This is a genomic window from Bacillus sp. MYb209 (assembly GCF_002975175.1).
GTDB lineage: Bacteria > Bacillota > Bacilli > Bacillales > Bacillaceae_G > Bacillus_A.
Window position 1 is genome coordinate 1 of record NZ_PCNZ01000050.1, and the last position, 14,230, is coordinate 14,230.

General features: G+C 31.1%; 11 protein-coding genes and 1 riboswitch. Of the genes, 9 read left to right on the top strand and 2 right to left on the bottom strand.

The annotated features are described in order from the left end of the window. Positions 1-148 precede the first annotated feature (148 nt). The 4 genes from CQZ94_RS28575 (at position 149) to CQZ94_RS28590 (ending at position 2,806) form a co-directional block, all read left to right on the top strand. Complete coding sequence (locus tag CQZ94_RS28575; protein ID WP_105588159.1) at positions 149-1,120, top strand: DUF3991 and TOPRIM domain-containing protein; 972 nt, start codon at positions 149-151, stop codon at positions 1,118-1,120. Beyond that, a complete protein-coding gene (locus tag CQZ94_RS28580; RefSeq protein WP_105588160.1) occupies positions 1,113-1,775 on the top strand; it encodes a restriction endonuclease in 663 nt (220 codons plus the stop codon). Before CQZ94_RS28575 ends, CQZ94_RS28580 begins: the two co-directional genes overlap by 8 nt. Positions 1,776-2,077: 302 nt before the next feature. Next, on the top strand, positions 2,078-2,266 hold the full coding sequence (locus CQZ94_RS28585) for a hypothetical protein (RefSeq protein WP_105588161.1): 189 nt from the start codon (positions 2,078-2,080) through the stop codon (positions 2,264-2,266). A 297-nt stretch (positions 2,267-2,563) separates the two neighbouring features. Continuing rightward, on the top strand, positions 2,564-2,806 hold the full coding sequence (locus tag CQZ94_RS28590; protein WP_105588162.1) for a helix-turn-helix domain-containing protein: 243 nt from the start codon (positions 2,564-2,566) through the stop codon (positions 2,804-2,806). 464 nt (positions 2,807-3,270) lie between these two features. Here the strand turns inward: CQZ94_RS28590 and CQZ94_RS28595 are convergent, their stop codons facing one another. Then, entirely contained in the window at positions 3,271-4,326 is a 1,056-nt protein-coding gene (locus CQZ94_RS28595) for a DUF4238 domain-containing protein (protein ID WP_181149565.1), read from the bottom strand. A 619-nt stretch (positions 4,327-4,945) separates the two neighbouring features. Here CQZ94_RS28595 and CQZ94_RS28600 point away from each other — a divergent pair. Next, a complete protein-coding gene (locus tag CQZ94_RS28600) occupies positions 4,946-5,440 on the top strand; it encodes a DUF2716 domain-containing protein (protein WP_085313783.1) in 495 nt (164 codons plus the stop codon). A gap of 546 nt (positions 5,441-5,986) precedes the next feature. Then, a complete protein-coding gene (locus CQZ94_RS28605) occupies positions 5,987-9,529 on the top strand; it encodes an SIR2 family NAD-dependent protein deacylase (protein ID WP_105588164.1) in 3,543 nt (1,180 codons plus the stop codon). Between the two features lie 664 nt (positions 9,530-10,193). Here the strand turns inward: CQZ94_RS28605 and CQZ94_RS28610 are convergent. After that, complete coding sequence (locus tag CQZ94_RS28610) at positions 10,194-10,556, bottom strand: hypothetical protein (protein WP_000532296.1); 363 nt, start codon at positions 10,554-10,556, stop codon at positions 10,194-10,196. 359 nt (positions 10,557-10,915) lie between these two features. After that, a riboswitch (cyclic di-AMP (ydaO/yuaA leader) is annotated at positions 10,916-11,061 on the top strand. Positions 11,062-11,151: 90 nt separating this feature from the next. On the opposite strand from CQZ94_RS28610, the gene CQZ94_RS28615 reads away from it, so the two are divergent. From CQZ94_RS28615 to CQZ94_RS28625, 3 genes are all read left to right on the top strand, one after another. Beyond that, positions 11,152-12,648: an amino acid permease gene (locus tag CQZ94_RS28615; RefSeq protein ID WP_105588165.1), complete on the top strand. Its 1,497-nt coding sequence runs from the start codon at positions 11,152-11,154 to the stop codon at positions 12,646-12,648. A 25-nt stretch (positions 12,649-12,673) separates the two neighbouring features. Next, the gene (locus CQZ94_RS28620; RefSeq protein WP_000417877.1) at positions 12,674-13,165 is read left to right on the top strand and encodes an MgtC/SapB family protein; all 492 of its coding nucleotides are present in this window, start codon (positions 12,674-12,676) and stop codon (positions 13,163-13,165) included. Positions 13,166-13,494: 329 nt separating this feature from the next. Continuing rightward, positions 13,495-13,728, top strand: a complete 234-nt coding sequence (locus CQZ94_RS28625; protein ID WP_098915876.1) for a hypothetical protein — start codon at positions 13,495-13,497, stop codon at positions 13,726-13,728. The last annotated feature ends 502 nt before the right edge of the window (positions 13,729-14,230 follow it).

Below are 14,230 nucleotides of genomic sequence, written 5' to 3' on the forward strand. Positions count from 1 at the left end.
TTATCATACAGCGTACAGGAGAAGCGATTAAAATTCTTATTCGGCAAATAAAAATGAAATGTATCAACTATAAGTAGCAAAAGAGGACTAGGAAACGGAATAGTCCTCTTTTTTATTTCATTTTATAGAGTAAAGGGGGGATTCCGTAATGGCACATGTCAGTACGGAGGATGCGATGAAAGCAAGAAATATTGACTTGATTTCATATCTGGAAGCGAAGGGAGAAACGTTTAAGAAAGAAGGAAACTATTATCGTCATACGGAACATGACAGTCTTCTTATTAAAGGAAATCAATATGCCTGGAATAGTCGAGGGGAAAAAGGATATGGAGCCATTAGCTTTGCGATGATGTACTATGAAATGACATTTCCGCAAGCTGTATTAGACATCAATAAAGGGGATTACAAACAGTTTGATCGTTCAAAAGCTGAAGAGGAACGCAAAAAAGAACAGCAGCCTTTTAGTTATCCCAAACACTTAGAAGTAAATAAGCAAACAGAGATTAAAGAATATCTAATTGATGAACGGAAAATAGATCCTCGCTTGGTGAACTGGTTAATTAAAAAGGATCTCATCGCCCAGGATAAGAAAAATAATGTCGTGTTCAAATGGAGAGAAGAAGGGGGAAAAGGGCAAGTAATCGGTATGAACCGTCAAGGTACTGTCAAAATGGAAAATAAAAGAGGAAGCTTTAAACAAATTGTCCCGAATTATGAAAAAATCCATGCAGGTTTTACGGTTGATGTAGGTAAACCGGATAAGATTTATTTTTATGAAGATCCAATCGACATGTTATCCCATTGGAGTATCAAGCAAAATAAAATACAAAATGCTCGTCTTGTTTCTATGCATGGATTGAAGTCAAAAACAGTGATTCAATCTTTAATGGATGCGAAAAAAGAAGGGCACGATATTAAAGAGGTCATTATGGCAGTTGATAATGATAAGGCTGGGAAAGACTTCATTCAGACGATGAAATGCTTTGTAGATCTTAAAGAGGATATTCCAACAAATGAAAAAGATTGGAACGATGTCCGGAAGAAACAAGTGAGTGAACAACAGACAAAAGCTCAACCAAAGAAAATGAAACCAATTAAAGAGGTGGAGAGAAGTGTCTAATCTACCAGAAGTACCAAACATATTACAGATTTTGATTTGTGGTTTTATCCTTTATGTTCTTTTTCGTATTTGTAAATTTATGTACCAGAAGATCCAGGAGCGAAGATTACTGAAGCGAATGGCAAAGTCCGGTATTCGCTATATAGACAAAATGGACGGACATCAATTTGAAGTGTACCTAAAAGCTCTATTTCGAGAGTTAGGTTATTCTCCAACGGTCACAAAGCAGTCAAATGATTTCGGAGCGGATCTTGTATTAAAGGGGAAAAATCGTATTGTAATCCAGGCGAAACGCTACGGGATGAAAAATAGAGTCGGTATTAGTGCCGTGCAAGAAATATATGCAGCACAAGCATATTACAATGCACATGAGGGTTGGGTTGTAACAAATAGTGTGTATACAAGGCAGGCGAAAGAATTAGCGGAGGCATGTAATGTAAAACTCATAGATCGTGTAGAACTTCAAAAATTAATAAATAAAATCAACCCGGAGCATTCGGCTGAAGATGTATATAAGGGGATAGAACCTGCAGAAAGGAAATGCCCAACATGTAAAAACCATTTAGTGGTTCGAAATTCGAATAAAACAGGAAATAAGTTTTTTGGTTGTTCTCAATATCCAACATGTACTCATACAGAACCAATTAATACATGAGCTGTGATGAAAATCCAGCTCTTTTGTTATTTTTAGGAATAAACTAAAAAAATCATACTCTCATCAAAAAATGACTTCTCAGATTTCGATATAACCAATTTTTCTTTAAAAGTTAATGAGATAAGACCTAAATAACAAAGGGCGTGTTGTAGGCGGAAATAAGCGGTTTAAAGTGAGTTAAGGGTGTTATTAAGAATTTTTTATAAAATATCTGAAAAACACAAAAATAACCTTGTAAGGTTTCTTGTTTTGTTATAAAATAACCTTACAAGGTTATCTTATAAAGATAAGGAGTGAGAGTATTGGAGAATACAGTAAAAGAAATCATTGATGATTTAGAGTATCTGTTCAGGAATGGAGAAATTGGCATAGAAGTAAGTAATCCGTCTTACTATCAGAGGTTTTGTAAAGTACTGGATGCGACAGAAATGCGCTATGATTTACAAATTCATGAATATGATGAGGATTCCCTAGTTGTTAAATTAGTGTAAAATACAAATGTTTTAAGGGGTTAATTTTCTTAAAGTATAAAAAGGGAATAGGGAGGAAAAGGATATGAAAATTGGTACATCTGAATGGCTTTCTCTTAGTAAGGATATTAAGCTGAAGTTGATCCGTTTAGCTGTCATAGATAGTAAATTTAAGCAAGCAAAATAAAAACCCTTCATTTGCTTAACAGCAAACAAAGGGCTTAGTTAATGAGTGACTGAAGAAGAAGGAAATCTAGTCCATTTTCTTCTTTATTTATTGTAACATAAAAGGAAAAGTACAAACAAAGGAGAATTCCCATGAAAGAAATTGATAAATACATGACACCATCTGAAGCAGCTTTTTATTGGGGGATTCCTCGTGAAACAATTAAGAATAAATATAGCCCCTCTCTAATGAACGAGAAGCAAATAAATGATTTAGAGCGCATGCTACAAGAAGGTTTAGTGAAGTACTTTTTGCATCCTGAAGGGAAGCGTAAGGAATGGATTATAAGCCAGCGGGCAATGTATGAATGGTTTGGAGAACCAAAGGACAAGTAAGAAAGGATGATAAAAATGCAAGGAGAAACATATTCTCTGTGGGGAAGTTTCAAGAGTGCATTTAGTTTGATTATTTGGTTTTGGATCGTTATGTTTTTGTTATTCGGTGAAAACTTGCTACAATAGAATCGAGTCGAAACGAAACGTAAAACACCCTTAGGTAGCTCTCATAGATTTATGGTCTATGGGGGCTTTTTTACTACGGCATACAATAATTTCACGTACCGTAATGATTAATAAAAAATAAAACAACACAAAAAAATTACACCTTACAAAAGATCTTCTACGGGAAGTTAAATCAAATCATACAAAAACCAACGAACTATCTTCACACACTAAAAGAACAATCTCATGGTGAAGAAAGAATCATAGACGATCTACCCTTTTAAGAGGCATTCTTGCTTCTTTTTTTATAAAGGTATGAAAGAAAGAACAAATACAATTGTATTTGTTCTTTCTCATTACTATTGAAAATACAATGATAGATTTTGCTCTCGTAAAATATAAAATTCATGACAATTGTCCTTTAATTTGTTATTTATAGAAATTAACTCGTTTTTTGTCAGTTGCTGCACGATATACTCTGTCTGTGAAATACCTTTTTTTAAAGAGCAAGCAACATTAGGTGTGATAGGGAAAATATACTCCTTATCGCCATTACTATTAGTAAACCAGCAGACGGGGTTATCACTTGTGATAAATTCTCCATTTTGTGGTGCTAACAGCAAGATAATCCCCATGTTATTTATTATATTAATCGCTTCGTTCATTATAGGACCGTTACCTTGTAAAAACTTTTTAAATTGTTTTAGAAGATAACTGTGAGAAAATTCGTCATATACCGTTTTTAAGAAAGGATACAATCGATCATCTTCAGGGATTAATTCTTGTTTTAGATCCGCACCCAAAAATTTCTGGCCAAAGAAAAAATCTATAGGTTCCTGCATTCTTGTAGGATAGGGTAACGTACGCCAATCCATTGATACCATAAATTTAGTTAATTCTTCGCGTTTCACAGAAGGTATCTTTTGCTGGTTGGGATGTTTGTCAATTTCGGCAATAATAGCATCTTTTGTAGAGTTCCAATAGTTTTCATATTGACGCGACCATTCTACTTCAATGTACTTAACATGAATCGAGAGGATATCTTTTTTTAATGTATTCTTCTGAGTTTCTGAGACGATATTCCCTTTATCGTCTTGTATAATCCAACTATCATAATCATAAAAGTTTTGGTTAAGCTTCATTAAATCCGTTTCAATTTTGTTTTCAATTAACACTTGATAGTTTTTAAGTGGTTCGAAAAATTTTACACAATCATCATTTGTAGCGATTAAAGAATCAACTCTTATGGAATGGTAATCTTCTATTCCACCTATATCTTTCGTCTTGACGGAGGAACCTACGTCATTTACTCCTTTATCTACTGAATAAACTCTCGAATTTTTCGTTACTCCGTGCTTCCACGACCTCATATATGTTTGCGGTATTAAATGATGATATTTTGCTTTGGTTTCCATGTTGTTCCCCCTAAATATAAAATTTTTTGCACTCTTTATGAAAATTCTGTTGTTTTTCCACATTATAATATATAATTACCAAGTTTACTTCATTTGGAATAAAGTTGCGATGTTTTGAAGAAAGTCACGACGTTAAAAAAAGATACGATGCTTTATTCCTTCAAGTAAAAAATTCGAAGTGAGTTTTAATTAAACTTTTTTATAAAAAATAACTCTTCTACAAAATAATACCCACCTATTTTGATTAATCTTTTTTCAAAATGGGTGGGTTTCTTCCATTGTAAAATCAACATTTGCAGCGTACTTTTAATCAATCTTTATTCCAAACCTACAGTAGTGTTCATATATAGTGACCCCTAGGAGCATGCAAGATTTTATACAGTTTTTCGGTTAATCGAGTAACAAACGAGAACCCGAAAACCCACACTATGATAGGAATGTATAAAAAATTACATAGATTGATAAAAAGAAAAAAAGGCGAATCCCTTATGGAAGTAAGGGATTCGCCTTTTTCTTTGCTACCGATAATAATGTGTTATGTAAATTAGCAATTAATAGAATATACAATTTCATCGTGGTATTTTAATTATATAATAATATTAGAAAGTAGGTACGGAGTTTGAAAGAATGGATTTTGTTAAATGAACAAGAATATGAGAATGTTTGGGATAGATTTTATGACGAATTTGCTTTTAATCCTAATATAGATGGTGAACAGTCATTTAAATTTTCTTGTCCATATATTACTTATGATTTACCTAATTATTTTGAAGGAAAATGGACTGATGACGATGATTATATTTTTGATCATATATTATTGGAAGCTCTTATTTTATGTACCGAGAAACATGAATATATATATGCGTTAGATTGGCATCATGATAGCTACTGGATGAATCCTAGTTTAAATTTAAATCTAAACGAAAAGGATCATCAATGGAAAATCCCATTTTTTCCGGATGGAGATTATTATTTCTTTTTGCAAAAAGACTTTAAGTGGGGTTATTTAGGGCATCCATGGGAAAAAGTTATTTATATTTTCGGAGAAGAATTAATCAAGAATTTCAAAGAATTAAGGGCTAGTAGATTAAAAAAGACCAATGATAAAGTATAAATTTCACTTCCCATATCGAAAATTATGTAAATAAGCTGTCCATATGGACAGCTTATTGTATTTTTGGCTTAGCGTGGTTTTTTTCCGAAATGCTGGCGGTACCCCTTATATGACTAGACATATAAAACGCTTTGGGGACTATGTAATTGATTTACAGAAAACCCTTCAACCAATAGAAGAAACAATCCCTATATAAGCTCAATAGGTCATAGGTGGAAATAAAAGTAAGCCAATGACCTATTTTTACACGTATCTCGGCTGTACCCCTAAATGGATAAGTAGATTATAAAATGTTTGGAATCTTTATTTATATATTATAAATTGGTATCATTTATGTATAAGATATTTAATGCTGTCCTAAGAGTAGTATTCTTCGTTTATCATAAAGACTTAAATTATATGTATAAGATAATTTTTGTAGCATTAATACTTATTGGATGGTTTATTGCCTGTAATTTGAATTATTTTTATAAAAAAGGGAGTAATTATGGTTAAAGATTTAATCCAACAAACAAAATCTTATATATTCAAAAGGATTGATAAAAATTGATTATTAAAAATGTTAATAAGTTTTTTGAAGAAAATTTAACTATGTATTCTCATTTAAAAGTAATTAGAGATAATTTATGGTCTAAAGATGGAAAAAGTCGTGTTTCAGTAATGGTAGGCGCAGGCTTTAGTTTAAATGCAAATAAGATAGAGGATAACTTTTCAGGAATGGCATTATGGAATGATTTGAAATGCATGTTAACAAAAAATTTAAGTCATCATCTAGATATAGAATATAAAGATGTTCTAGAAATTGGGCAACTATATGAAGAAGAATATGGTCGCGCCAATTTAGATGAAATTTTAAAAGAAGCTATACCTGATGATAATTATGAACCTGATTTACTACACCATAAATTATTAAATCTTCCTTGGGCAGATATTTATACTACTAATTATGATACTTTGTTAGAACGCACTAAAAAAAATATATATGAACGTAATTATCAGCTTATTTATGATGTAAATGACATACCTAATTCAACTTCGCCTAGAATTATAAAATTGCATGGTAGTTTTCCATCTAATAGACCATTTATCTTCACTCAAAATGATTATGAAAAGTATCCAAAACAATTTAGTCCGTTTGTTAATATGGTTCAACAGTCGATTATGGAAACAACTTTTGTTTTATTAGGGTTTTCTGGAGATGATCCGAATTTTGAAAGATGGACTACTTGGGTAAAAAATAATTTAGGTGAGCAGATGCCTAAAATATATATGATTGGTTATGATCAAAAAAATCGATTAGGATATTTGAAGTCTAAAGGTATTACATTGATTGATTTTAAAGAATTATACCCATCTAAAGATACTGGTTATAAGGAAATGTTTACAGATTTGTTTGAATTCCTTTCTTATAAAAATCGTGAAGAAAAGACTAAGTGGCCTTATAAATTATATAAAGAGTATGATATGAGCTTAGAGAATTTAAAATATAATAAAGAAAAGTTTCCTGGTTGGGTAGTAATGCCAGATGATATAAGACGTTCTAATGCGAGTAAGATTAGAACGTTTGCAAATGAAAAAATTTGTGGCATTACATCTTTACAGAATGAAACTGACTTTGAATATATAAATGAATTACTTTGGTGTTATGAGCATTTCTATATTCCTTTAGACGTCCAAATTCATCCAAAACTAAAAAAATTAGTTGAGGAAATTGGGGACGACTTTAATGGGAATATTAATAATATTTTATTTGTCTTATTAAAGGAAGCAAGGTTAGATGGGAATAAAGAAGAGTTTTATAAATATAAGGGTTTTCTTGAAAGAAAAGAACTAAATAAATTAGAACGCTACAGAATAATTTATGAAGAAATTCTTTTCGACCTAGCTTTTAATAATATTGCTAAAGTTAGAAATCAGTTAAATGTATGGAAAGTTGGAGAAAAGGAAATAGAGTGGGGAATAAAAAAAGCAGCTATACTCATAAAAATATTTTATAAAGCGGAAGCAAAAGAAATTCTTGAAGGCTATTTGCAAACTATTAGAAGTTTATTAGCGATAGATAGTAATGAATATAGATTACTTTCTTTAGAAAGCATTGCTTTAAATCTTTTACGCAAAGTTAATAATGAGCAAGACTATGGTTATGATAGACTGAGAAGTTTAAATTTGCAAAATTGTAATGCGAATAAAGAATGTGAACATACTTTATTATCAGTAAAAAAATACGAAAATGAATTTGGTACTAAAACAACTCCAGGTTTCGACCCAGGTAGAGGCAAGGTTTCTTCAAAGATGGGGGATTATTTTAAGCAAGAGCTTTTAGATTCTTTTGCGGTTTTACAGATTGAAGAATTATTTAATCTTACTATAAATGATAGAACACAGTATGAATTAGCTTTAAAAAACTTAGAAATTCAATATCCTCTATATTCTCAGATTAAGAGAATTCATTATTTAACTCCTAAAAAAATTGATGAATTCTTTTCAAGAGAATTTGTTTATAAATTGGATGGCTACAATTTAGAAATTCTTTTGGAAATGTTAAAAGACACAATAAACCCGGAATCACCATCAATTATCAACAGGGCAGTTGCAATAGAAATACTTTCACGTATTTATTTTGCTTTAACTCCAGAGGATAAGTTAGAATTAGATTCAAAGATTATTGATTTTATGCATATCATAAATAATCTCGACCTCCAAATGAAAAATGTTTTGGAAAAATTAATTAAAAGAATGATGTTTGATAAAAGTAAAGATGAAAAAATAGAATTTTGCGAAAAATTAATTGAATTGAATATTTTTAGCCAATCGCAAGGAAATAAAAATCTTATCAATATCGACTTTTTCGAACCAATCTTGTATGTTTTTTCAGAAGCACAAGATATTTGTAATTTATCGGTTTCTGAAAATAAAATTTTAGAAATGCTTAACTATCTAAAAACAAATAGTGATCAAAGCATAAAAGAAAGTGCATTGATAAGATTAACTTTTCTTGCAACAACAAATAGCCTTCCTAAAGTAAATAGAGAAGAATTCATTGAAGCTCTAAAAAAATTACCACCCAAGAACAAATATGGGAAAAGTGATTTTATATTCAATGCTGTATTTGATAGAATACTTAACTCAAATTCTGAAATTAGCCCTAATGGTATAGGATTATTTTTAGCTAAAGATATCCCTACATTTTATAACTATAGTGAAGACTTAAAAAATATGGTGTATTCTAATAATGGATCAGTATTAAATTATTTTAATGAAATATGTGGGGTATTTCCTGATTTTATTGGAAAGAAAACAACAAAGATACCTGACAATCATTATTATAAAGAGTGGCTTAATAAATTTTATGATTGGTGGGATAATCAAGAAGAGGGTCTATTACATGATATCACTGAGAAAAGAGGACTTTTACCATTACCAGACTACTTAGAATCAGTGGTTGTTTGTTTAAGAAATAATATCCTGTCAGTTGCACCATTAGAAGTTTTTGATGATAAAGATGTTGAAAAGTTAAAGAAGATTTTTGAAAAGATTGACGACAATAGACCAGATTTATCTTTATATTTAGTTCCAAGTTTTGAACGCTTAACAGTGTCTGAAAAATATTCGTTTAGAATTATAATAAATAATTTGAAGTCAAAAGAACATTCTAAAGTAAAAATTGCACTTAGATGTGTATATGATTATTTAGTTTTAATAGATAGTAAAGAGATAGTAATGGATAGTAAAGCTCTAACAACAGAATTATTTAATATGTTATATTACTGTACTGATGACATATTTAAGTGTACTGTAGATACTCTTAAATATTGTATGAAAAATATCCCTAATATTTTTGATAAGGATGACTGTCTATTAATATTAGAGTTTCTAAATGAATTTTTTAAACAAATAAAAAATGAAATAATCAGTGTTTCAACGTTAAAAGATTTTGAAGTACTATCAAGTATTTCAGGTTTATTGGCTTACTTAAATAAGAATGCAGCGTTAAATATTAATGGGAATTTAGAGGAATGGGATGATTATATTAAAAATCATCGCTTACCAGAAGTAAGAAAATACATAGATTTAATTAAAGTAAAATAAAATTTATATAAGGTTTGAATTCTTTTAATCAAACTTTTTTATGAAAATTTATATCTAACTGAAATAAAAAACGCTTATTTTGACTAATCTTTTTTCAAAATGAGTGTTTCTTTTTGTTATTCAAACTTTATTCTAAACCAACATTTGGTTTCTTGAAAAAAAGAATTACTATTTTAACCATTTATAGATCAGAAGAGTAAATTCTCTGTTGCAGAATCCTTAAGCTATTAAGGATTCCTTTTTTGTATCTAAAATCCAAAAATAAAAAGATAAGACCCGGGAACAGGATCTTATCTTTAGCACAAGGAGTAAACAAAAGGATAACCATCATATTTTTATTATAATTTATTTTTTCAATTTTGAATATTATAACCATAATTAACAAGTATATCTTTATTGAGAAATTTATTACAAAATTAGTTATAAATAATCCAAAACTTCAATGTAAACTTTTAGCCAAAAGTTTACTTTCATTTCCCCATAAACATTAACTTTATCCCAATCCCCCTGATATCCTCAAAAATAGAAACAAAAGTATACATTGGAAATACTAATAATAAAGAGGTTGTAATACCTGTAAACAAAAAACAAGCTAGAGTTAATCTAACTTGTTTGAATAAATTACATCAGCGTAAGCAGTACTCTCTTAGATACAAAAAAATAATTACAAATCCCTTATATGCTTTCTAATATCCGAAGCTACTTTAGTAGGGTCATTGATTTCAAAATAAACATATTTATATTTTTCATGTCCTTCTAATTCAATCATTACGAGTGGTACTCTATTTTCATAAGAAAGAAAATACCATTCATCAGCATATTTAAAACTACCTTCAAAAATGTTAAGTGCAGAAATTGAGGTTCCAGGCATACGGAGCATCCATTGTGGAGCATCAAAATGATTCACATATACATTCTTAATAGTATTATAAGGAATTTCTAATTTTAATTTTAAAGCAAAGAACCCTGTTACCCCACTTAACTTTAAAATTACACTTTGATTATCAAATAATACTTCTCTTCCCATGAACTCCCTCCTAACTTTGATTAACATGTATTTTCTAAATTATACCATCCCCATACAAAAACAATATATACTTAGTTACCATAACCCCACTTATCAGTAGTCCATGTAATTAAAAATAGTAAAGACACTAGTAGATAATAGACTCAATAAAAATGTGGCACAGTATTTTTATTTAATTCAAACTCTTCTTCATGCATTACTATACTTGTAATTCTCACTTTTTTTAAAGTATGTAACTTAATTTAAGAATTCAAATTATAAATAAAGTGTACAGCGCAAAAAATCCACCCCTGAAAAAACGTTTATTTTCTTGTTTACAAACAAGAGGGCATAGGAGTAATATATTGTACATAAATTCATATCACTATTCGCTGAATCCATATGGAGCGGGGGAACCAAATTTTGTGCGATTGCACTCGGGGTGAATCCTTCTTAAATGAAGGTAGGGCTACTCTCAAGGCCCGAATCCGACAGCTAACTTCGTAAGCGTTTCGAGAGGGGATACTATGGTGACTTTTAAAAACACTGGGTGAACTTTGGTGTCTTTTTTTATACTCTTTTTCTGGAAAACAATTCAAAAAAAAGGATGAGGCACTTGAAAGAGACACCCATAAAAACGAAAAATCCACTTTTTTCTTTCCCTTCTAATTCCCAGCCTTCTGAATTAAGAAGAGAATTAGGGATGAGACATTTAACAATGATTTCTATAGGTGGAAGCATTGGGACTGGGTTATTTATAGCAAGCGGAAATACGATTCATACAGCAGGACCTGGTGGAGCAATTATAGCTTATTTGTTGATGGGGTGTATTGTTTACCTGTTGATGACCAGCTTGGGAGAGATGGCAGCGTATATGCCTACATCTGGTTCTTTTAGTACGTATGCTTCTAAATTTGTAGATCCTGCATTTGGTTTTGCGATTGGTTGGAATTACTGGTTTAGCTGGACTATTACTCTTGCAGTTGAAATTTCATCAGGAGCTATTCTTATGAAATATTGGTTTCCATACAGTCCATCTATTCTGTGGAGTGCGTTATTCATACTGTTTATGTTTGGAATTAATATTCTTTCAGTGAAACATTATGGAGAAATGGAGTTTTGGCTTTCACTTGTAAAAGTTATTACTATAGTCGTGTTTATTATGTTAGGAATAGCCACGATATTTGGAATTTTCAAAGGAAATCCTATTGGATTTCACAATCTAACAATTGGAGACGCACCGTTTCATGGAGGTTTTCTTTCTATTCTTAGTGTGTTTATGATTGCGGGGTTTTCCTTTCAAGGTACAGAAATGGTTGGAATTGTAGCTGGAGAAAGTAAAGCTCCTGAAAAGCATATTCCAAAAGCTGTGCGGCAAATCTTTTGGAGAATTCTCTTATTTTACATACTTACCATTTGCGTAATTGGAGTCATAGTTCCCTACACAGATCCGAATCTAGTTAACAATGACATTAGTAATATTACAATGAGTCCCTTCACACTAGTATTTGAGAAAATTGGGTTCGCATTTGCAGCTTCTATTATGAATGCAGTTATCTTGGTATCTGTTCTATCAGCTGGTAATTCTGGAATGTATGTTGCAACCCGAATGTTATGGGTAATGGCAAAAGAAGGGAAAGCTCCAAATTGCTTAAAAAAAGTAAATAAACAAGGTGTTCCTATTAATGCTTTACTTATGACAACGGCTGTGGCAATCGTAGTGTTTGCAGCTTCTTTATTTGGAGAAGGGCAAGCATTTATATGGCTTTTGAATGCTTCGGGACTTTGTGGATTTATTGCATGGTTAGGGATTGCTATAAGCCATTATCGTTTTCGTCAGGCTTTTTTACATCAACAAAAGAATTTAAATAAGCTTCCGTATCAAGCAAAGTGGTATCCTATCGGTCCTATTTTGGCTTTTGTAATATGTACTATTATTATTTTAGGACAGAATTATTCAGTCTTTATAGGGTCACATGTCGATTGGTATGAAGTACTTGCTACTTATATTGGTTTACTGCTGTTTCTTGTATTTTGGTTCGGCTATAAAATTATAAAAAAAACAAAGGTGATTCCATTACAACAAGTCAATTTAGAGCATGATGATCATTAAGGATGGAAATTAAGGAGACAGAAATATGGAACTAGACATTCTACTCAGGTTACTTGTAGCAATACTTGTTGGAGCAATAATTGGATTAGAACGTCAATGGCACAATTGCATTGCTGGATTACGTACAAATGTACTTGTTTCCGTTGGTGCTGCACTTTTTGTACTATTAAGTGTACTCACTCCAACCGATAATACACCTACAAGAATAGCTTCTCAAATTGTAAGCGGGATTGGTTTTTTAGGTGCTGGAGTTATTATGAAAGATGGATTGACAGTTCGAGGACTGGATACCGCAGCAACCTTATGGTGTTCTGCGGCTGTAGGAACATTAGCAGGTAGCGGCTATTTACTTATAGCTATAACAGGAACCATTCTTATTGTCAGCATAAATAGTTTACTAAGACCTGTTTCGAAATGGGTTTCCGAAAAATCTGAAAAAGGTTTTAAATATTCCCAACAAGTTACCGCTCTCTCTTATAGAGTAAAACATAAACCATCAGAGAAAAAAGATTGTTAAAGAGAAGCTAATTTTAAGAACGTTATCAATAATAATAAAAGAGACCCATTCTAGATGGGCAAATAGAGAAATAATTAGTGTGAAATTTATTCAATATTTGAACTGATGAAAAATACTTTCTACAAAGTAATCAAAGAATACGGAAGTACATTAAAACCAGCCCTGAGCTGTTTTTGTAGTCCAACCTTACAGTAGCTGTTTATCTTTCTTCCAATATATAAACTAATTACTTAAGGCGTCTAGAAAGGTGAGAGATTCATATCAAACAAATAGAATGTTTTACAGAACCATATTTTAAAACTGTTGGTGGACGAAAAAAGGCATATAGAGTGTTTGGTTACAAAGATGGGGAAAAAAAATCTTTTCCGATTACATTTAAAACATTGAAACAGGTAAGAACGTTTACCTACAAACATGCTCTCGAAAACCCTGGATGGTTAAATGCCAATGGTGATATTAGTGAATATAGTGTTAAAGTGGATAGAGATGAATATAAAAATGTCTGGCAAGATAATGTTATAGAAAATGTATATAAAAATTACACTGATTTTAATAATTGGTAGCAGTAATTCTTAAACTGCTATGATTCCAAATTAATTTTTTACAAAAAGCTATGAATAAATGTAAAAGTATGAGGCAAGGAAATTCACTCATGTAGAGCAACAAGAAATCAAAACTGGAATTGATAAATAGATGACTTAAAATGTTTTAGAAATGAAACTAATTGAGTCATCTATTTTTTATTATGTAGGGAATGTTGTTGTTCGAAGTAACGAATATACGACTACAGATTGGGGTCGCGCCCACATTTTAACGAAAATATACGCTAAGCGAATTTCAGCATAAAGCGAGTCATCTTTTTTCTTAAAATAAAAAGATGACTCGTTCTATTTAAACTGTTGAATACTTAATATTTATTCCACTATTCATAGCCAACAACCGTACAAAATGAAAATATCCCTAACTATTTTCACGTATTTTTATTTTTTCAGAGGCAACTGTATAAGGCTTTTCTTAGTGCAAGTTCTCTTGGTTCATTGGCCATGCCAAATCCATGTTTGTTCA

Excerpts from the sequence above, each read along its gene's own strand:
- CQZ94_RS28575 (WP_105588159.1), top strand. The coding sequence starts at position 149 with ATGGCACATGTCAGTACGGAGGATGCGATGAAAGCAAGAAATATTGAC.
- CQZ94_RS28590 (WP_105588162.1), top strand. The coding sequence starts at position 2,564 with ATGAAAGAAATTGATAAATACATGACACCATCTGAAGCAGCTTTTTAT.
- CQZ94_RS28595 (WP_181149565.1), bottom strand. The coding sequence starts at position 4,326 with ATGGAAACCAAAGCAAAATATCATCATTTAATACCGCAAACATATATG.
- CQZ94_RS28610 (WP_000532296.1), bottom strand. The coding sequence starts at position 10,556 with ATGGGAAGAGAAGTATTATTTGATAATCAAAGTGTAATTTTAAAGTTA.
- CQZ94_RS28620 (WP_000417877.1), top strand. The coding sequence starts at position 12,674 with ATGGAACTAGACATTCTACTCAGGTTACTTGTAGCAATACTTGTTGGA.